Source organism: Arthrobacter sp. ISL-85 (assembly GCF_018613675.1).
In the GTDB taxonomy this organism is placed as follows: Bacteria; Actinomycetota; Actinomycetes; order Actinomycetales; family Micrococcaceae; genus Arthrobacter.
Map to the genome: position 1 here is coordinate 1 of NZ_JAGGPQ010000001.1, position 18,675 is coordinate 18,675.

The 18,675-nt window shown below is 65.4% G+C and carries 21 protein-coding genes; 3 read left to right on the forward strand and 18 right to left on the reverse strand.

Annotated features, from left to right (window positions below):
• Positions 1 to 885 (reverse strand): hypothetical protein, encoded by an 885-nt coding sequence (locus tag J7I84_RS00005; protein ID WP_214938877.1) that lies wholly within the window; start codon positions 883 to 885, stop codon positions 1 to 3.
• Between the two features lie 273 nt (positions 886 to 1,158).
• On the opposite strand from J7I84_RS00005, the gene J7I84_RS00010 reads away from it, so the two are divergent.
• The gene (locus J7I84_RS00010; protein ID WP_214938880.1) at positions 1,159 to 1,692 is read left to right on the forward strand and encodes a MarR family winged helix-turn-helix transcriptional regulator; all 534 of its coding nucleotides are present in this window, start codon (positions 1,159 to 1,161) and stop codon (positions 1,690 to 1,692) included.
• 66 nt (positions 1,693 to 1,758) lie between these two features.
• Here the strand turns inward: J7I84_RS00010 and J7I84_RS00015 are convergent, their stop codons facing one another.
• The 9 genes from J7I84_RS00015 to rsgA form a co-directional block, all read right to left on the reverse strand.
• A complete protein-coding gene (locus J7I84_RS00015; RefSeq protein WP_214938883.1) occupies positions 1,759 to 2,046 on the reverse strand; it encodes a hypothetical protein in 288 nt (95 codons plus the stop codon).
• A 48-nt stretch (positions 2,047 to 2,094) separates the two neighbouring features.
• The gene (locus J7I84_RS00020; RefSeq protein ID WP_251045889.1) at positions 2,095 to 2,451 is read right to left on the reverse strand and encodes a hypothetical protein; all 357 of its coding nucleotides are present in this window, start codon (positions 2,449 to 2,451) and stop codon (positions 2,095 to 2,097) included.
• Positions 2,336 to 2,722: a hypothetical protein gene (locus J7I84_RS21355; protein WP_251045842.1), complete on the reverse strand. Its 387-nt coding sequence runs from the start codon at positions 2,720 to 2,722 to the stop codon at positions 2,336 to 2,338. Before J7I84_RS21355 ends, J7I84_RS00020 begins: the two co-directional genes overlap by 116 nt.
• Entirely contained in the window at positions 2,706 to 3,050 is a 345-nt protein-coding gene (locus tag J7I84_RS00025) for a hypothetical protein (RefSeq protein ID WP_214938885.1), read from the reverse strand. The genes J7I84_RS21355 and J7I84_RS00025 overlap by 17 nt, the downstream gene beginning before the upstream one ends.
• Positions 3,047 to 4,324: a D-arabinono-1,4-lactone oxidase gene (locus J7I84_RS00030; protein ID WP_214938888.1), complete on the reverse strand. Its 1,278-nt coding sequence runs from the start codon at positions 4,322 to 4,324 to the stop codon at positions 3,047 to 3,049. Before J7I84_RS00030 ends, J7I84_RS00025 begins: the two co-directional genes overlap by 4 nt.
• A 325-nt stretch (positions 4,325 to 4,649) precedes the next feature.
• Positions 4,650 to 6,413: an amidase gene (locus J7I84_RS00035; protein WP_214938891.1), complete on the reverse strand. Its 1,764-nt coding sequence runs from the start codon at positions 6,411 to 6,413 to the stop codon at positions 4,650 to 4,652.
• Positions 6,410 to 7,513, reverse strand: a complete 1,104-nt coding sequence (locus J7I84_RS00040) for an agmatine/peptidylarginine deiminase (RefSeq protein WP_214938894.1) — start codon at positions 7,511 to 7,513, stop codon at positions 6,410 to 6,412. Before J7I84_RS00040 ends, J7I84_RS00035 begins: the two co-directional genes overlap by 4 nt.
• 42 nt (positions 7,514 to 7,555) lie before the next feature.
• The gene (locus tag J7I84_RS00045; RefSeq protein ID WP_214938896.1) at positions 7,556 to 8,272 is read right to left on the reverse strand and encodes an alpha/beta fold hydrolase; all 717 of its coding nucleotides are present in this window, start codon (positions 8,270 to 8,272) and stop codon (positions 7,556 to 7,558) included.
• 44 nt (positions 8,273 to 8,316) lie between these two features.
• The gene (gene rsgA / locus J7I84_RS00050; RefSeq protein WP_214938898.1) at positions 8,317 to 9,474 is read right to left on the reverse strand and encodes a ribosome small subunit-dependent GTPase A; all 1,158 of its coding nucleotides are present in this window, start codon (positions 9,472 to 9,474) and stop codon (positions 8,317 to 8,319) included.
• A 69-nt stretch (positions 9,475 to 9,543) separates the two neighbouring features.
• On the opposite strand from rsgA, the gene J7I84_RS00055 reads away from it, so the two are divergent.
• Positions 9,544 to 9,684, forward strand: coding sequence for a hypothetical protein (locus tag J7I84_RS00055; protein ID WP_214938900.1), 141 nt, complete (start codon positions 9,544 to 9,546; stop codon positions 9,682 to 9,684).
• An 82-nt stretch (positions 9,685 to 9,766) separates the two neighbouring features.
• Here the strand turns inward: J7I84_RS00055 and J7I84_RS00060 are convergent, their stop codons facing one another.
• Entirely contained in the window at positions 9,767 to 10,036 is a 270-nt protein-coding gene (locus J7I84_RS00060) for a zinc-ribbon domain-containing protein (protein WP_311381026.1), read from the reverse strand.
• Positions 10,037 to 10,151: 115 nt separating this feature from the next.
• Here J7I84_RS00060 and J7I84_RS00065 point away from each other — a divergent pair, with 115 nt between their 5' ends.
• Positions 10,152 to 11,303: a diguanylate cyclase gene (locus tag J7I84_RS00065; protein ID WP_214938902.1), complete on the forward strand. Its 1,152-nt coding sequence runs from the start codon at positions 10,152 to 10,154 to the stop codon at positions 11,301 to 11,303.
• Positions 11,304 to 11,336: 33 nt separating this feature from the next.
• Here the strand turns inward: J7I84_RS00065 and J7I84_RS00070 are convergent, their stop codons facing one another.
• The 7 genes from J7I84_RS00070 to J7I84_RS00100 are packed head-to-tail and all read right to left on the reverse strand — an operon-like array spanning position 11,337 to position 18,612.
• The gene (locus tag J7I84_RS00070; protein ID WP_214938904.1) at positions 11,337 to 12,452 is read right to left on the reverse strand and encodes a Gfo/Idh/MocA family protein; all 1,116 of its coding nucleotides are present in this window, start codon (positions 12,450 to 12,452) and stop codon (positions 11,337 to 11,339) included.
• Complete coding sequence (locus tag J7I84_RS00075; protein WP_214938906.1) at positions 12,437 to 13,135, reverse strand: ThuA domain-containing protein; 699 nt, start codon at positions 13,133 to 13,135, stop codon at positions 12,437 to 12,439. Before J7I84_RS00075 ends, J7I84_RS00070 begins: the two co-directional genes overlap by 16 nt.
• Before the next feature lie 49 nt (positions 13,136 to 13,184).
• Entirely contained in the window at positions 13,185 to 14,189 is a 1,005-nt protein-coding gene (locus J7I84_RS00080; protein ID WP_214938909.1) for a sugar phosphate isomerase/epimerase, read from the reverse strand.
• 51 nt (positions 14,190 to 14,240) lie between these two features.
• Positions 14,241 to 15,431 carry a Gfo/Idh/MocA family protein gene (locus tag J7I84_RS00085; RefSeq protein ID WP_214938911.1) on the reverse strand — a complete coding sequence of 397 codons (1,191 nt, stop codon included), beginning with the start codon at positions 15,429 to 15,431 and terminating at the stop codon, positions 14,241 to 14,243.
• 13 nt (positions 15,432 to 15,444) lie between these two features.
• The gene (locus J7I84_RS00090) at positions 15,445 to 16,350 is read right to left on the reverse strand and encodes a carbohydrate ABC transporter permease (RefSeq protein ID WP_214938914.1); all 906 of its coding nucleotides are present in this window, start codon (positions 16,348 to 16,350) and stop codon (positions 15,445 to 15,447) included.
• 1 nt (position 16,351) lies between these two features.
• Positions 16,352 to 17,287: a carbohydrate ABC transporter permease gene (locus tag J7I84_RS00095; RefSeq protein ID WP_214938918.1), complete on the reverse strand. Its 936-nt coding sequence runs from the start codon at positions 17,285 to 17,287 to the stop codon at positions 16,352 to 16,354.
• Positions 17,284 to 18,612: an extracellular solute-binding protein gene (locus tag J7I84_RS00100; protein ID WP_214938920.1), complete on the reverse strand. Its 1,329-nt coding sequence runs from the start codon at positions 18,610 to 18,612 to the stop codon at positions 17,284 to 17,286. Before J7I84_RS00100 ends, J7I84_RS00095 begins: the two co-directional genes overlap by 4 nt.
• Positions 18,613 to 18,675: the final 63 nt, after the last annotated feature.

Here is an 18,675-nt window from a genome sequence, read left to right on the forward strand (position 1 = left end):
TCACAGACCACCCGTCTGGCCGTGGCGGCCGGTTCCAGAGGTCCCGTCGGCGCCGAACGGCTCTTCACCGGTGTAAACGCCGTTTTCGGCCCGGTAGGGGTCGTCCTCGAACCGCAGCGGAGTCTCCTCGGCGGTGCCTGAAGGCAGGGTGCTGGTGGATACCGGCGTGGCGCTGGTAACAACCGGCTCATCGAAAAGGTCGTCGGTCCCGGCGGCGTATACCGTCTCCTGGCGCAGCGGCGCTACCGGCGGTGACTGCACGGCGGGGCGCTGGCCGGAGCCCTGCATCTGTCCCTGGGTTTCGGGGGCGCCTGCGGTGAGGCCGCGGGTGAGGCGTCCGGCCAGGACGCCGGCGCCGGCTGCGAGGAGCAGGAATGTTCCGGGACGGTTGCGGGCGAACCGCTGGACCTCGTTCAGCAGGTCTCCCGGCTCCCGGTTCTCCAGCCAGGACGCCACCGAGGAGGTGCGTTCGGCTGCCTGGCGGACCAAATCGCTGGCCATGCCCTGCTGGTCCGGGGACGTGGCCATGCTGTGCAGCTGGCTGGAAATGTTGCGGATGCCTTCAGCGGCCTTCTGCTGCTGCGTGCCGGCCTGGCTGGTCAGGCCTGACTTCGCCTGGTGCAGCAGGTCCTGCGCATTGGCCTTCGCCTCATGCGCCACGTTCGCGGCCTCTTCCTTAGCAGTCTGGGCCACGCCCTGGGCGGCAGATGCAGCCTGGCCGGCTACGTTTGAAGCTTCCTCCTTGGCGGCCTGGGACTTGGAGGTATCGGCCGAATCAGATGAGTATGAGGCCTGCTGGGGAACTACCTCTGTCGCGCCGCACGGATCGGCGATGGCCGGATCTGCAGCGGTGTGCGGGGTCTGGGGCCATTGGTTCTCTGTCATCTTCGCTCTCTTTCAGAAAGGGTTAGCTGGCGATCAAGAACCAGCAATGCTGGCAACTTAGTAAGCAAGGTTACTAATTAGATACTAAGCACACTTCCCATTTGAATTGCAAGGGGTAGTGCTGCGGTTTCAAAGTCTCAACCCGGGGAGATAGGGTTGACCCGCCGGTAAATAGTAAGCCTACTTGCGAATGTGTTGCTAAGCATGCTTATTGTAGTGGTGTAGCGACGCAGGGTGACCAGCACTTAGCCACCTACAGGAAGGCCGCGGCCGATGACCAGCAATCTCGATCCGGACGCCCGGAGCAGCTACCGCCTCATTACGTTGGCGGCACGGCTGATCCAACGGCGCCAGGACGATGCACTGGCCCCCCTTGGCCTCACCCGTGCGGCAGTTATTGCATTGGAAGGCCTGACGGGGGGCCCACTGAACCAGGAACAGCTTGCCGAGGCGATCCGGGTCCAAAGCCAGACTCTGGGCCGGGTACTGACCCGGCTTGAGACGACGGGACTCATCACCAGGACCCGCCACGTCTCGGACCGCCGGCAGCTGAAAGTGGAGTTGACGGACGCCGGTGTTGCCGCCGTTGAAGCGGCACGGCAGGCGGAGGTCAGTGCCTATCCTGACGATCCGGACATCGCGTGGAAGGTGCTCCGGGATGAACTGACAAAGTTCGTCCGCGCCGTGCCGCTGAACCGCGATTCAGGGGTGCTCCCGTTTGCCCCACCGGAACACCGGGCCGGCCACCGTCCACAGGCTGGACGGGCAGCGGGCATGCGCGGCTGGGAACAGCCACGCCAGAACTGAGCTCTCCCGAAGTTGATGCCTTGACCAAAGCAGTGGCCGGTCCCGCGGGCCGGCCACTGCTTCCGTCTAACTGTTGACCTCCGGTTCCTCCTCCGGCAGGCCCTGCTGGGCAAGGTCTGCGGCATCGGCAGCCTCGGGCGGCAAGGGGTCCGTAGCCGGTCGAACGTCACTGGGGGCATAATCAGCCAGCCCCGCCGCTACGCGCTCCTGCTCCACGGCCTTCTGGTAATCGTCGTCGTCAACGTCTTCGGGCATCTTGCCGTGCCCCGTGCGGGTGGGAGTAGGAAGCGCGTCCTCCTCCGGCACCATCACGCTGTCGAGGACATCATCCGGGTTTTCATCTGCAGTGCTCATGGTGCACCTTCCAATCGTTGGTTCGGCGAAAAGGATTAACCGCAGGGCTTACGACGACGGGACGTCCGGTCCCGAGGACCAGCGCAGCAGTGCCGCGACATGGACACCCTTCGGCAGGACCGGCCCCGGGACCATGAGAACGCGGGCGTCAGTCAGTGCCGCCGCGCGAAGCAGGGCCGCCGGGGCGGGAACTTCTCCCAGGATTCCGGCGCCCAGGGCCTCCTCCCTGGCTGTGGCGATCCACGGTTCGGCATCCAGGGCCAGCATGGTCCGTTCGGACAAGGCGGCGTCATCGAGGATCAGGGTGTCCACCTGCGCCTGCTGCAGGGCGTGCACCACCGCGCCGACGCCGCGGGCGGCTTCCGGATTGGCCTGTCCCTCCTGGACCGCCAGCCTGTCCATCACGTTTCTGCTGTTCCTCGGCCCACACCTCGGCAACGCGGTTGACCTGGTCTTCCAGGTTGGCGCTGTCCGAGCCTGCGGTATGGGTGTGGGAATCAACCTCGGATACAAGGGCCTTGCTGGCCTCGGAGCGGTTGTCCTTGACGAGGCCGCGGGCCCGGATATCGCCGGCGAGGACAATGAGCCGTGCACCGCTGGCGCCGGTCACGGTAGCACCATCGGGCAGGCGGCTGAAGGGATCTGCCGGGGGTTCCCGCTCAGGCGTGGCAGGCATCCTTCAAAGCCTGGACGGAGTCCTCCGGCACCTGGTCACCGGCCTCGGCAATCCGGCCCAACGGCGTCGTAATTTCCGGCGGAACCCCTGCCGTCCGAGCTGCCGGGACAAGGCCGGCCAGTGCCTGGCGGTCCGACGGGCTGACCAGGCCGTCCTGCACCAAGGTGCAGATCTGCCGGTTGACTTCCTGCGCGGCACTGGAGGCAGCTTTGGACGCGGCATCACTGGCAGCGGCGCCCGCAGCATCCCCCATAGCACCGCATCCGGTCAGCAGCAACAAGCCGGTGGGCAGGGCTGCGGCGCAGGCGACGGCGGCACGAAAGGTCATGCCCCCAGCGTACCGGCGGCCGGTTGGCGGCGGGCCGGGACGCCCAGGATGCTGTCCAGCAGCCCATTCCGGAACTTGCCGTCGGGGTCGTGGCCGGCAGCGAAGGAACGGAAGTCGGCGAAGCGCGGGTATAGCTTTTCCCAGTCGTGGCCGCCTGGGGTGAACAGCTTGCCCCAGTGCGGCCTTGCACCAAAGGGTGCCAGTGCATCCTCAAGGACTGGAAGGAAGGCTTCCACCTCAGGCTGTAACGGCTTCCAGGTGAAGTGCAGCGCCACGCTCTGCTGCCGGTAGAACGGGCTGAGCCAGAACTCGTCCGCGGCGCCGGTGCGTATTTCCGAGACGAAGAGCAGGGGTGAAAGCTGACCGGCCAGCCCGCGGACTGCCTGGAGGGCAGCGGGAGCGTGTTCCAGGGGAAGAATGAATTCGCTTTGGAGTTCGTCACCGTTGCTTGGCGTGAACTCGTGCCGGAAGTGCGGCAGCCTGTCCAGCCACAGACCCGGCTCGTCCAACTGTGCCGTGCAGTTCTCCGCGGACATGTCCGGCAGGGGATGCCGCGGCCGCAGGGCGGCGGTTGCGCCGAACAGGCTGGGGAGCGCCGGTTCCTCGTCAAGGGCTTTGAGCCAGACCTGGTTAACCGTTTCGCCGGCGTAGTCGGTGAACAGGCTCACGCTGTAGGCGGCGGAGACAATTGCGTTGAAGTTAGCAAGGGCGTTGTCCCAGGGCAGGTCCTCCAGGACGCGCTGCCGCATCCTGAAACTGGGCCGCACTGCAAGCTCAAGGCCGGTGACAATGCCCAGGGCCCCGATGCCCACCACGCTTGCCAGGAACTCGTCCCCGTCCGCCCTGGTCAGCGTGACCTGCTCCCCGGATGCCCGGACCAGGTCGATGGCTTGCACGGCACCGGCAAGCGAGGGGTTGTTCACTCCGGACCCGTGTGTTCCGGTCTGTACGGCGCCTGCCACCGAGATGTGCGGCAGCGAGGCAAGGTTGTGGATGGCAACGCCGGACTCCTCAAGGGTCCGGCACAGTGCCCCGTAACTCACGCCGCCGCTGACGCGCACTGTGCCGCGCTCGGAATCCAGCTCCACCTGTTGCGGCAGGGCATCGAGGAGGACATGCACGCCGTCCGTGTCCCCCACACGGTTGAACGAGTGCCGGGACCCCAGGGCCTTGACCCGCGGCGCATTGGCCACGATGGCTGCCAGTTCCGCGACGGATTCCGGCCGCCTGACATCCGCGGAGGAGTATTCGAGGTTTCCTGCCCAGTTCTTCATCGAGTGGCTTTCGCTTGGCGTTGGTTTCCTCCCACTGTCAGCGCTAACAATCCTGGCTGTCAAGGCGCTTCCGCTGGATGGGCTGCTACTGTGGGCGCGGCGGGCGGCCAGTGGCCAGGCCGCTCAAACCCGGTGGGGAGGTGGGTGGACGCATTGCCGCGGGCTGCGGCAATTTGCGGACCCGGGCGTCAACGAACGGGTGAACCCGAAGGCCGCGCAGCACAGGGCAAAGCATTGTGAGCAGTCAGGCCGGAGGGCAGCGGGGCGGGCAAGGGGCAGCGCCATGCGTTTGGACTACCCACTGCCGCTGGTTCAGTCAGTCGCTTTATGCATCTCCTCCAGGCGTGGTGCGCGGCGGCGGTACGCGCCGGTGGCGGGTGGCTTCGAAGGCTGCGGCGAGCCGGAGCTGGTCGGTGTCGCTGTAGGCCTTGCCGGCGATGGTGAGGCCCACCGGCATGGTGATGTCAGCTGCCAATCCCATGGGAACCGTGACTGTGGGGATGCCAAGGTGCCGTGGGACCAGGTTGCCGTTGGCCACCCACACGCCGTTGCGCCAGGCGATGTCCGCCGAGGCCGGGTTGGTGTCCGCATCAGCTGGGGCAACATCGGCGGCCGTCGGGAACACCACGGCGTCCAGGCCCAGCCGGTCCATCCATTCCTCCAGGTCCACCCGGCGGGTTTCCTCGAGTCCTGCCAGGCCCTCGGGCAGGTGCGGGAGGTCGGCCAGGGCGGGAGTACCGTGCTCCCGGATCCAGGCGGGGTAGTCCGCGATGTCATCATCGAAGCCGTCGTAGCGGTCCGGCAGGGCACCGTGTGGCGCGGGGAAAATGGCGGAACCGTCGACGTCGGCAAGCCGGTTCAAGTGCGGGTCCCCGTTGGCGTCAAGGAAGTCATTCCATGCCCAGGCGGAGAGGTCCACGATTTCCCGGCGCAGATACGCCGGGGACACCAGACCGCGGGTGGCGATGGTGGGAGCGCCGCGCCGGTCGCCTTCGTAGTTGGACACCACGGGGAAGTCCACCTCCACCACCTCGGCGCCCGCGGCCTCCAGGTCACGGCGGGCCTCGTTCCACAGCTCAACGATGGACGCACGGGTTTCAATCCGTTGCCCTGTGGGCCCACCGATGCCTGGTGCCAGGGCAGTGCCGGCCTGTGGGTCCGCGTTGATGTACATCCGGGGCACGCCCAGCCGCTTCCCCGCGAATACGCCCGCCGCCGCAGTTGCATCCGGAACGGCGAGGTCAAGGTACGACGGCGGGCGGACAGCAGATGCCTTGGGCACCGGGATCCAGGGCTGGACGCGCCAGAAGTCGCCGCGCGTTTGGGGGTCGTCCGCCACGACAACGTCCAGGACTTCCAGCAGGTCACCCATGGTGCGGGTGTGCGGAACCACCACGTCCATGGTGGGGACCAGGGGCCAGTTGCCGCGGACGGAGATGAGGCCCCGTGATGGAGTGTAGGCGCAGAGGGCGTTGTTCGACGCCGGTGCCCGCCCGGAGGACCAGGTCTCCTCGGCCAGGCCAAAGGCAGCGAAACTGGCGGCGGTTGCGGTTCCGGAGCCGTTGGACGATCCGGAGGCGAACGCGGCTGTCAGGAAGCCTGCGTTATACGGGCTCTCCGCACGGCCATATACTCCCCGCTGCATACCTCCGTTGGCCATGGGCGGCATGTTGGTCAGTCCGAGCAGGACGGCGCCCCCGGCCCGTAACCGCTCAATGGTGAAGGCATCCCGCTGCGCCACCAGATGCTTGAATGCCGGCGAGCCCGCAGCAACGGTGAGGCCCTTGACCTGGTAACTGTCTTTTGCCGTGTAGGGGATGCCATCCAGCGGCCCGAGCGTGAACCCGGCCGCACGGCGCCGGTCAGAGGCCTGCGCCTCGGCAATCGCGTCCGGGTTCATCACGACGAGTGAATTCAGGCATATGCCCGATGAGTCATACTTCTCGATGCGCTCAAGGTAGAGGCGGACCAGCTCCTCGCTGGTCACATCACCCGCCTCCAGTGCCGCCCGAAGTTGGCCGATGCTGGCTTCCACCACGTCAAACGTCCCGACTGCCTCCGGCTTCCGCAGGTGCTCTGCAGGTTTCATGCCGCATTCCCTTCCCGCGGTGCCGGCTGCTGCTGCGTGATGCAGTGGATGCCGCCGCCGAAGGCGAAGATGTCCCGGGCGTCGACCAGTTCCACCGTGCGTCCGGGATAGGCACGTTGCAGGATGCCTGCAGCGATGCTGTCGTTGGGATCGTTGAAGGAGCAGAGCACCACCACATCGTTGGCCACGTAGTGATTGATGTAGGACCAGTCCACCCAGCCCTCGTCGTCCTGGAGCGTGGTCGGAGCCGGCACATCGATAATGCGCAATGGCCGGCCCTGGGCATCCAGTTGGCCGCCAAGGACTGCCTTCAGCTGGAGGTAGACCGCGTGGTCCGGGTGGGCGGGGTCGTCCTGCCGGTGCAGCAGGATGGTGCCCGCGCCGGCAAACGTGGCCACGATGTCCACATGGCCGCGGGTGCCGAACTCGTCGTAATCCCGCGTCAGTCCGCGCGGAAGCCAGATCGCCTTGGTGGTGCCCAGGGCTGCGTGGATTTCCGCCTCGACTGATTCCATAGTGGCGCCGGGGTTGCGCGCGGGATCGAGCTGGACTGTTTCGGTCAGCAGCACGGTGCCTTCGCCGTCCACGTGGAAGCCGCCGCCCTCATTTACCAGGCGGCTTTGCCGGACCGGCAGATTCACGCCTGCAGCCACCGCCCGGGCCACCTCCTGGTCCTTGGCCCAGGAAGCCCAGTCCTGGGCGCCCCAGCCGTTAAAGATCCAGTCAGTCGCGGCCAGCGAGCCGTCCGGGGCATGGACGAACGTGGGGCCGCTGTCCCGCAGCCACCCGTCATCCAGTGGAACTTCCATGACGTCGATGCCCTGGCCAAGCCATTCGCGGGCGGCTGTGGAGTCCCGCGGATCGGCGATGACCGTGACGGGCTCGTACCGGGCGACGGTCTGGGCCACCTTGCTCCAAGCTGCCCTTGCCCTGTCCAGGGTGGAGCTTCCCACCGTCCCGAAGGTGTCATTGGGCGGCGGGAAGGCCATCCAGGTCCGCTGGTGGTCTTCCCACTCGGCCGGCATGTGGGACGGAGTACCGGTGGATGCGTGGGCGGGGGCCGCGTTGTCCCCGACCGCTGTCGAATAAATGAATGCCATTCATTTATTATGGGGACTTCGTTCCCGGCATGCAAGGGTTTTTCAAACCCGGTCAAAGCCCGTCCGATTGACCGCCGCCAGGATGGCCCGGGCCAGCTGGGCCGGTTTGGTGAACTGCGGCCAGTGCCCCGTGGGCAGGTCGATGTATTCCACGTCGCGGATCCGGGCAAGCTCTGCAACGAAGGGGCTGCCGGCGTCAATCCACTCTCGAAGCATGGCGGACGGGAACTCGCAGGTGATCACGGTGACGGGAACGTCGTAGCGCCGCTCGTCATGCAGGTGCTGCCTTCCGTACGCCACGCCCCGGGGTTCTGGAACCGCACGGGACCGGAACGCCTGGCGGAGCCCGTCGTCGAGGTCCACCAGGTCGGCGTCGTCAAAATCCTCCCAGGAAGGCAAGGGCACGTCTTCCCCGACAGCCCGCAACTCGTCATTAATCACCCCGCCTTCCCCCAGCGGCCCGCTGTCGACGTAGATGGCGCGCTCAACCTTGTCCGGCCGCGCATCCACGGCGCCATGGATGATAGCGCCGCCACCGGAATGCCCCACCAGGACCACCTTGCCGGGCATGCCATCCAGGACCGCCACCACCGCGTCGATGTGGTCCTGAAGGTTGATGTCCGCCCTGCCCGCGTCCACGGACTCCTTGCCCGGAAGGGTAAGGGGGTGGGTCTGGTGCCCTGCTGCTTCCAGGGCCGGTGCCACCCCCTCCCACGACGAGGCGTCCAACCAGAAACCGGGAACCAGGATGATGTCCATGACCGAACCCTACTCCCCGCCCCCGACAGGGAATACGGCCCTTCCTACCGCCTCCGCTTCCGGTTCTTCGTTGCGGCCCCGTCCTCACGTTCAGAGGCCTCACGCTCCGCCCAGCGCTGCGATTTCCCGGCAGACACCACCTTCTGGTGCCACTCGCGGTGGTACGCGCGCTGCGCCGCGACGTCGGACCGCCGTGCCAGCGCCGCCAGCTCACGCTGCATCTTCAGGTAGGAATTCCAGCGGCGCTCCTCAAGGACGCCGTGGTCGATCGCTTCCCGGACCGCACAGCCCGGTTCATTCCCGTGGGCGCAGTCGGTGAACCGGCAGCCGCTGGCCAGTTCCTCCACGTCGGCGAACATCCCGCCCAGGCCTTCGCCGGCGTCGAACAGCCCGAAGCCCCGCACCCCGGGCGTGTCCATCAGGACGGTGCCATTGGACAGCGGCACCAACTCGCGGGATGTGGTGGTGTGCTTGCCCTTGAAATCGCCGGACCGCACCTCCCCGGTCTGCTGGACCTCGCCGCCCACCAGGGCGTTGATGAGGGTTGATTTGCCGGCGCCTGATGGACCCAGGAGGACGATGGTTCCGCCGGGCGGGATGCGGGACATCAGTTCGTCGATCCCGTCGCCGTTTTCGGCGGACGTGGTGACCACCTCCACGCCTGCCGCCTGCAGGATGACTTTCCCGACGACGTCGTCCGCCACCTGCGCCAGGTCCGCCTTGGTGACAATCACCAGGGGGGTGGCGCCGGAGTCCCAAGCGGCAACAAGGGTTCGTTCCAGGCGGTTGTGCGTGAGCGGCCGATCCACGGGGACTACCACCCCCACGGTGTCCATGTTCGCGGCCAGGACCTGCTCCTCGGAGGAGTCCTCGAACGCGCGTTTCCGGCTCAGCTCCGAGCGGCGGGGCAGCACTGCCAAAATCTGCCGGTCACCGGCCCGGTTGGGGCCGATCCAGACCCAGTCGCCGGTGACGGCCGGCTCGCCGGACAGCGGATAGGGCAGGTGGAGCAGCGAGTCGCCGACGGCAACCAGCAGCAGGGTGCGGTCCACGCGGACCACCCGTCCGCGCTCCGCGGCACCGGGGAAGGGGTGTTGGTCGAAGTGGCGGGCGACGGCGGGGGTGTAGCCGTATGCGCCGAGGCCGCTTGGTTGGGTGGTGTTTGAGATGTTGTCCAGGGGGTTGCCTGAAGAATTGTGCACGACGGTGTCCTTGAGAGGGTCCCCCGGTGCAATGGCGCTGAGACGGACAGTTACAGCCAGGTCACGCGTGTGCAGCCGGGAGAATGGGTGATGTGGTGGGTGCGGGGCGCCCAAGGCGCGGCAACTGCAGCCATCAAAACCACCTCCATTCCCTCACAGTTCACCATCTTCCTGCCGGGGACGGCAGGGCGGGAACGCGTCCCACTCTAGCCCCCGACGCCGTCGGGGGCTAGGGACTGACACACAAACGGCGCGGGTCCCCCTGGACCCGCGCCCTCGAAGGCCACCTCCATTACCGCCGGAGTTCCAGCGCCCGCTTCTGGCGTCCGGTGATGGAGGAGGCGTAGCCGCAGTTGGTGCAGGTGATCCGGAACTTCCGGGACACGGTGAGTACGGGGATGAAGAACAGGGTGAACTTTGTGGCCTGTTCCTTAAGGAGGTGGTGGATGAAGGCGCCGCAATGCGGGCAGGTTGCCGTCCGGCCCGGAAGAGCCTTGTGGACGGTCTTAAAACCGAAGAGGAGGAGCATTGCCGGCCTTTCATTGTCCGGATGGGTACCCACCACCCTAGGCGAGTTTGGAGGGCACCGATCAGGGGTACGGGACGATCTGCAGCCTGTGGTTGGATGCGATACTTGCACGGGCAGTATTCGGGCTTTTCGGGGGGACTTCTGGCACATGGTTCTGGATACGGCAACCCTGCGCATTGCTTTTGGCCTCATGGCCCTGGTGCTGGTGGTTCTATTCTACTTTTCTGCCTACCGGGTGACGCGCTCGCCATACAGCGCCTGGTGGTGCGGCGCCCTGCTGTTCTTCCTGTCGGGATCAGGCTGTTTCCTGCTTGACGGCACGCCCCACCAGGTGTGGGCCAACCCGGTGGGCAACACCCTGCTGGTCCACGGCGGGGTTGCGGTGTGGGCGGGGGCCCGCTCGCTGCGGACGGTGCGGCCGCCCCGGTGGGCCTTCACCGGTATTCCGCTGGTGACCCTCGTGGCCTCCCTGCTTGACCATCCGGCCACCAACACCTGGTCAGGCGGTCCAGTGTTCCTCGCCGCGATGAGCCTGACTGTCGGGCTGGCCTCCCGTGAGCTCTGGCGCCTCGAGCCGGGCTACTCGCGGGTGCGAATTCCCATGGCGGTGGCTGCGGGAGGGCTTTCCGTCTTTTATTTCTTCCGCTGGCTGGCATTCCTGGTGGAGGGCCAGACCGGCGCCGTGTTCGTGACCGTCTTCGGATCGGCCCTCACCACGCTGGTAACGATGGTGTTGCTGGTGGTGGTTTCCTTCAGCATGGCGGCGTTGAGCAGCGAACAGCAGACGCGCGCCTTGCGCGTGGTGGCCACGCGGGACGACCTCACCGGGCTGTTGAACCGCAAGGCCTTCATGGACCTGGCTGCGGAGCAGTTGACGGACCGGAGCATCACAGGCGGTTCCGGGGCCTTGATCCTGGCCGATCTTGACCACTTCAAGGCGGTCAACGATACCCACGGCCACGCCGCCGGCGACCTGGCGCTGCAGGCCTTCGCTGACGCCTGCATTGCCACGGTTCGCTCCACCGACCTGACCGGGAGGTATGGCGGGGAAGAGTTCGTCATCCTGGTTCCGGGGGCAAGCGCCGAACGTGCGGAGACCATTACGGCGGAAATCAGCAGGCGCCTGGCCGGGACCAAAACGCAGGAGGGGATGGAGATGCCCACCGCCAGTTACGGCATTTCAACATACGACGTCGGTACCTCCGAAGTGGACCACCTCATCGCCGCAGCGGATGCAGCTCTGTACAAGGCCAAGTCCATGGGCAGGAACCGTGCCGCCCGCAGCGACGGGCTGCACTAGCTCCACTGCGGCGGGCGGCACGGTTCCGGATGGCTACTTGGACTGAAGGGCGTCTGCCTGCTCGGCCAGGACAGTCAGTTCGACGCTCTCCGGCCGCTCAACAGTGCTCTGGATACTCACGGTCATGCCGCTGTTCGCGGCCTTCAGGACAGATTCCATGACCTCCAGGGCATGGTAGGCGAGCTTCCCGCCCGCCCGCGGTTCCTTGCCTTCCGGGGTGGACGCGAGGTCGGCGATGCCAAACCCTCGCCCGGAATCCACGTACCCTGCCGAGACGGGAAGGGTTTCCCAGTCCTCCGCACCGAGGGGGAACAGCTGGACGTCCCCGTCAAAGTGGTTCGGGTCCGGCACCACCAGGGATCCGCGCTCGCCATGGATCTCGATGTTCGGCGACTTGGACTTGACGGCATCAAAGCTCATGAACAGGGTGGAGAGCGCCCCGGACGCGTGGACCAGGATGCCCGTCACGTGCGAGTCGATGTTCACGGGTACCTTTTCCCCCTGGCGCGGCCCCGATCCGATGGTCCGCTCCTTCCGGGTGTGGCTGGCGGCACCGAGCACCGACACCACAGGGCCCAGCAGCGTCACGAGTGCGGTGACATAGTAGGGGCCCATGTCCAGGAGGGGGCCGCCGCCCGGCTGGTAGTAAAAGTCCGGGTTTGGGTGCCAGCGCTCGTGGCCGGGCGTCACCATGGTGGCTGATGCCGAGATGGGGGCGCCGATCAGGCCGTCGTCGATGGCTTTGCGGGCGGTCTGGATCCCGGTGCCCAGCACCGTGTCAGGGGCACAGCCGACGACGACGCCGGCCTGCCGCGCTGCGTCCAGCACTTGGCGGGCTTCTTCGGTCGTGGCCGCGAGCGGCTTTTCCCCGTACACGCTCTTTCCGGCGGCGATCGCCTTCAGGGCTACCTCGGCGTGCGCGGCGGGGATGGTCAGGTTCAGGACCAGGTCCACGTCGTCGGCGGCGAGCAGTTCGTCCACGGAGATGGCGCGGACGCCGTCGTAGTCGTCCGCCACGGCCTGGGCGCGTGCCGGGTCAAGGTCCGCCACGGCCACCAGCCGGACCTGGTCCAGACGGCGGAAATTCTTCAGGTACTGCGCGATGATGGCTCCGCAGCCAATGATTCCGATGTTCAACGGCTTGCCCACAGCAGGCCCCTTTCGATGATGGTGCGTACGTTCTGGTCCTGGAGGATTTCCACGCGGTGCCCGGGAGTGGAAACGAAGATCCGGCCCTTGCCCCACTGGCGGGTCCAGATGGCGGGGGACGTCACTTCGCGGTTCCAGGGGTCCCATTCGCGGACTTTTTGGGTGGTGGTGGCCAGGACGTCGACGTAGTCATCCGAGAGCACCCAGTACTGCTCGGTCACGAGATCGAAGTCCTTGATGCCTTTGGTAATGGGGTGCTCGGCGGCGGCCGGCAGCATGTTGACGGTGTAGGGCACGTAATTGTCCGACTGCTCGCCGACGCACTCGTCCGGGTGCTTGCCCGGGTGGCAGGCGAACTGGCCGCCGATCAGGTGCAGGTAGTCGGAGGTGTTCCGGTAGGAATCGGCGATGCCGCCGTGCCAGCCCGCCAGGCCGGTGCCGTTCTCCACGGCAGCCCGCAGTCCGGCGAACTCGTCCTTTTCGATGGTGCTCATGGTCATGCACTGCATGATCAGGTCCACCCCTGCCATGTATTCCGCGTCGGCGTAAACCTTCGGGGATTCCTCCACCCGGACGTCGTAGCCGTTCTCCTTGAGGTAGGGAATGAAAAGTTCGGTGGCCTCGTAGGGCTGGTGGCCGTCCCAGCCGCCACGGACGACCAGCGCATTCTTGCGTTCTGTCATTGAAGTTTCCTTTTGTTTAGCTGCCGGCATGTGCCGGCAAAGCATGGGGTCAGTGGCTGGCGAAAGCGGCGTCGAAGGCAGCTGCCGGCGGGGCAATCCGGGCCAGTTCCTGGACCATGGCCAGCGCCTGCGGGGCACCGATAAGCCGGTCCATTCCGGCGTCCTCCCATTCGATGCTGGTGGGGCCGTCATAGCCGATGGCGTTCAGGGTCCGGAAAATCCTGTTCCACTGCACGTCCCCGTGCCCTGCGGTGACGAAGTCCCAGCCCCGGCGTGGATCTGCCCAGGCGAGGTGGGAACCGAGGCGGCCGTTGCGGCCATCCAGTTGGCGGACTGATTCCTTGACGTGGACGTGGAAGATTTTGTCTGCGAAGTCCTGCAGGAACATCACCGGGTCCAGGTCCTGCCAGATGAAGTGGGACGGATCGAAGTTCAAGCCAAAGCTCTCGCGGTGCCCGATGGCTTCGAGCGTCCGCTTGGCAGTCCAGTAGTCGTAGGCGATCTCGGACGGGTGGACTTCCAGGGCGAACCGGACACCCTCCTCGTCGAAGACGTCGAGGATGGGGTTCCAACGGTCCGCGAAGTCCTGGTAGCCGGCGTCGATCATTGCCTGGGAGGCAGGCGGGAACATGGCCACGGCCTTCCAGATGGAGGAGCCGGTGAACCCCGTCACGGTCTTCACACCGAGGCGGGCGGCCGCCCGCGCGGTGTCCTTCATGGCCTCCGCTGCCCGGTGCCGCACCCCTTCGGGCTCCCCGTCGCCCCAGGTTTCCGCCGACAGGATGCCCTGGTGGCGTTCATCGATGGGGTCGTCACACACGGCCTGGCCTGTGAGGTGGTTGGCAATGGCGAAGACCTTGAGGTTGTTCTTCTCGAGGATGTCCAGCCGGCCCTGGAGGTAGTTGTCGTCCTCGGCCGCCCGGCGGGGGTCCAGGTGGTCGCCCCAGCAGGCGATCTCCAGTCCGTCAAAGCCCCACTCGCCTGCGAGCCGCGCCACTTCCTCAAAGGGCAGGTCGGCCCACTGGCCGGTAAACAGCGTGATTGGTCGTGTCATGTGTGTTCCTTGAATCGCTTGAAGCTGGTCATTGCCTTGCCGAACCACTGCTCAGACTTTTTGCCACTGGCTTGAACTTGCGGCGCTGGACTCCACGGCGGCCAGGACCCGCTGCACCTGCAGTGCGTCCGCGAAGGACGGTTCCGGCTGCCGGCCTTCGCCAATGGCCGTGACGAGGTCCACCACTTGGTGGGTGAAGCCGTGCTCGTACCCCAGGCCATGGCCGGTGGGCCACCAGTTCCCTACGTAAGGGTGCTCGGGCTCGGTGACAAAGATTTTCCGGAACCCGGCGTCGGGTGACTCTGCGGCGTCGTAGAAGGACAGGACGTTCATGTCCTCGAAATCGAAGGCTAGGGAACCCTTGGTGCCGTTGACTTCCAGCCGCATGGCATTCTTCCTGCCCAGGGCGTAGCGCGTTGCCTCAAAGACACCGATCGCTCCTGCTGAAGCACCGCCGTCGAACTTTGCGCTGAAGATCGCCGCGTCATCAACGGTGACCGCTCCCCGCGGGGCGTCACTGCTTAGGTCGCCGTGCCCGCCCAGGCCCACCAGGTCGCCGGCCAGCGGACGCTCCCGGACAAAGGTCTCCAACAGTGCCGAAACCCCGCTGATGTTTTGGCCTGTGACCCACTGCGCCGCGTCGATGCTGTGTGCTCCGATGTCGCCCAGGGAGCCGGAACCCGACTTGCTCTTGTCCAGCCGCCAGGTCATGGGCGCGTTGGCATCGGTGAGCCAGTCCTGCAGGTATTGGGCCCTGACATGCCGGATCTCGCCCAACCTGCCCTGGTCCACAAACCGCTTGGCCAGAGCCAGCGCCGGGGTGCGGCGGTAACTGAAGCCGCACATGGAGAGGACGCCCTGCTTGGCCGCGGTCTCCGCAGCCAGCGTCATCCGCTCGGCTTCCTCCACCGAGTTTGCCAGCGGCTTTTCGCACAGCACGTGCTTCCCTGCTTCAAGGGCGGCGATGGCAATCTCTGCGTGGGTGTTGCCGGGAGTGCAGATGTCGATGAGGTCGATGTCGTCGCGCTCGATCAGGCGGCGCCAGTCCGTCTCAACCGATTCCCAGCCCAGTTTGTCCGCCGCGGCACGGACGCCGTCGGCATTCCTGCCTGCGACCGCGGTGAGCTGGGGCTGCAGGGGCAGGTCGAAGAACCTCGGGGCGGTCCGCCAGGCGTGGGAGTGGGCTGCACCCATGAAGGCGTAGCCCACCATACCGACGCGCAGGGGTTTTGCGGTGGTCATGGAGGTGTCCTTTCTACTTGCTGAAGCCGGCGGTCAAGCCGGCGAGCAGTTGGCGCCGGCCGATAACGTAGAGCACCAGGATGGGCAGGGTGCTGAGCACCACGGAGGCGAGTACGGCCGGGATGTTGACGCTGAATTCGCCCTGGAAGGTCCACAGGCCCAGGGGCAGGACGCGCAGGCTGGGGCTCTGGGTGAGGACCAGCGGAAGCAGGAACCCGTTCCAGACATGCAGTCCGTTGTAGATGGCGACAGTGACGATTGCGGGTCGGGTGAGTGGCAGCGCGAGCCGCCACATGGTCTGCCACTCGCTGCAACCGTCCAGCCGCATGGACTCGAACAGTTCGTTCGGGACGTCGCGGATGAAGTTGGAGAGAATCAGCACCGTCAGCGGGATGGCAAAGGCGATGGATGGCAGCATCAGTGCCAGCAGGCTGTCATAGAGGTTGAGCCGGATGATCATCAGGTAGATGGGGATGATGGTGGCCTGCAGCGGGATGGCCAGCCCCATGAGGAACATGCCGTTGACCAGCTTGAGGAACCTGCCACTGCCACGGACGATCGCGAACGACGCCATGAAGGAAATCAGCACCGTGGGGATCACGGAACCGAGTGTGACAATGGCGCTGTTCATGAAGTACTGGGCGAAATCCGCCTCGAGGACCGACTGGTAGTTCTCCAGCGTGGGCTCGGTGGGCAGGGCCAGGGGATTCTGGCCAAAGTAGCCCGCCTGGGTCTTGAGGCTGGTGATCACCACGTAGTAGACCGGCAGGATGATGATGGCCAGCCAGATCCAGCCGCCCAGGCCGCCCGGGATGTTCAGCCGGCCCAGCCGTGAACCGAGCCCCCGCTTGGCGGACGCTGGGCGGCCAAGGGACCCGGTGCGGGCCTCCTGGGTATTGCTTTTCAGGACGGTACTCACCCTACAAACCTTCCAATTGGCTGCCTTGCTTGTCCTTGCCTCCAAGGCGCTGGAGGAACAAGGCGAGTGCAAGGCCGATGATGACGAGAATGACGGCAATGACGCTGGCCGGGCCCATGAGGTTGGCCCGGAAGCCCCGGAGGTACATATCCAGGGCCAGGATCCGGGTGGAGTTTCCCGGTCCGCCGCCGGTGAGGACGAAGATCAGGTCGAAGTAGGTCAACGAACCCACCACCATCAGGGTGGACGAGGTGATGATGGTGTACTTCAACTGCGGAAGGGTGATGTGGAAAAACTGCTTGATGGTTCCTGCACCGTCGATTTGCGCTGCCTCATACAGTGACTTCGGGATCTGCCGCACGCCACCTTGGTAGATAAGCGTGTGGAAGGGCACGAACTGCCAGGCGATGACAAAGATGACCAGGCCGAGGGCCAGGTGCGGGACACCCAGCCAGTCCTGAGCAAGGAATGGCAGCCCCAGCCCTGTTGCCAGGCCGAAGTTGGGATCAAGCAGGGCCTTGAAGGCAATGGCGACAGCGGCTGATGACAGCAGCAGGGGAAGGAAGTACAGCACGGCCAGGGCGGCGCGGTACCGCTGGCTTCCTGCCGTGAAGACGCCCAGCAGGAGGCTGATGGGGGTTTGGACCAGCCAGGAGACGATCATGATCAGGAAGGTCAGGCCCAGGGCGTTGTAGAGTCCCGGATCTGCCAGCACGGAGAACCAGTTGTCCAGTCCCGCCGCCCCGATGGCACCGATCCCGTCCCAGCTGGTGAAGCTGAGGATGAGTACACCCGCCAGCGGGATAACGGCGAACACCAGGAAGAAGAACAGTGCAGGGATGGTGAGCCACGCCAGGGCGGCCTTGCGTTGTTCAGTCTGCTTGGAATTCTTGAAGCCGACGGCGGACCCCGGGGCGGTGGAGACGGCGTTACTCATTTCCCGAGGGTGCCGTTCATGTTCTCGGCGAACTGCTGCGGCGTGATCGACTTCAGGAACAGCTGGTCAATGTTGTTAAGAAGGGCCTCGGCGGCAGTGGGGCTCAGTGCCTGGTCCCAGGACTGCTGGAAGCTGGGGGCGTTCTTTGCAAGGTCGTAGACAAAGTTGAGGAAATCCTTGTCCGGGGACGTGTTCAGCTTGTTTTCGATGCCGTTGACGATGGGCACGGAGCCGGAGTTGATGTAGGCGTCGATCATGGCATCGGTCATGATGCCGTCCTTGAGGAATTTCTTGGCGGACTCCTTTTCCTTGTCGCTGGCCTTGGCGGAAATGGACTGGTAGTTCGCCGGGTTGCCGACGCCGTTCTTCGGATCACCCTTGCCGCCGGGAATGGAGGGGAACTGCACGAAGCCCAGCTTGCCGTCCTGGACGAAGTTCTTGCCGTCCTTCTTCATCGGTCCATACGTCCAGGACCCGTGCAGCATCATGGCGGCCTTGCCGGTGTACAGGAGGGCCTGGTCTGCGTTCGAGTCGGCCGTGATGGAGGAGAAGCCCTTGATGAAGCCGTCAGCTGAGACGAGCTCCTGGATCTTGGTGCCGGTTTCGATCACGGCCGGGTCCATCCAGGCGTTGGGCTTGCCGGCGAAGATCGCCTTGAAGACATCCGGTCCGCCGATGCGGTCCAGCAGGTACTCAAGCCACATCATGGAGGTCCAGCGTGACTGGCCGCCCAGGGAGAAGGGTGCCACCCCCATGCCATTGAAGGTCTTGACGAGGGACATGACGTCGTCCCAGGTCTTGGGCGGCTGGACACCGGCCTTCTGGAACAGTTCCTTGTTGTAGAAGAGCACGATCGGACCGACGTACATGTTGGGCAGGGCATAGATCTTGCCGTTGACCGTGGCGGCGCTGAAGGTGGACGGGAAGAACTTCTTCTTCAAGTCTGGTTCGGAATCCAGCCAGCTGGTGAGGTCTTCGACCTGGTTCGCCTCGGCGTAGGTCTTCAGGGTGCCGCCACCCCAGTTGTAGATGATGGTGGGCGCCTGGTTGGCACCGATGGCGGTCTTGATCTTGGTCTTATAGGCGTCGTTCTGGAAAAAGGTGACCGCGATCTTATTGTCGGGGTTTGCCTGGTTGAAGGCATCGACAGCCTTCTGCATGTTGGTTTGGTTCGGCTCGCCGGACAGGAACCACATGCTGGCGCCACCATTGCCGCTGGATGCACCCGGACCTGACGTCCCGCATGCTGAGGTGGCGGCAACGGCAAAGGGAGTAAGGGCAGCGAGGGCCAGGAAAGAGCGCCGGGAGGTCTGGGGTTGCTTCATTGCTTCTCCATTTTGAGTTTGCTGTCGAGGTTCGGGCTTCAGCGCCGATCCTTTATTCGAAAT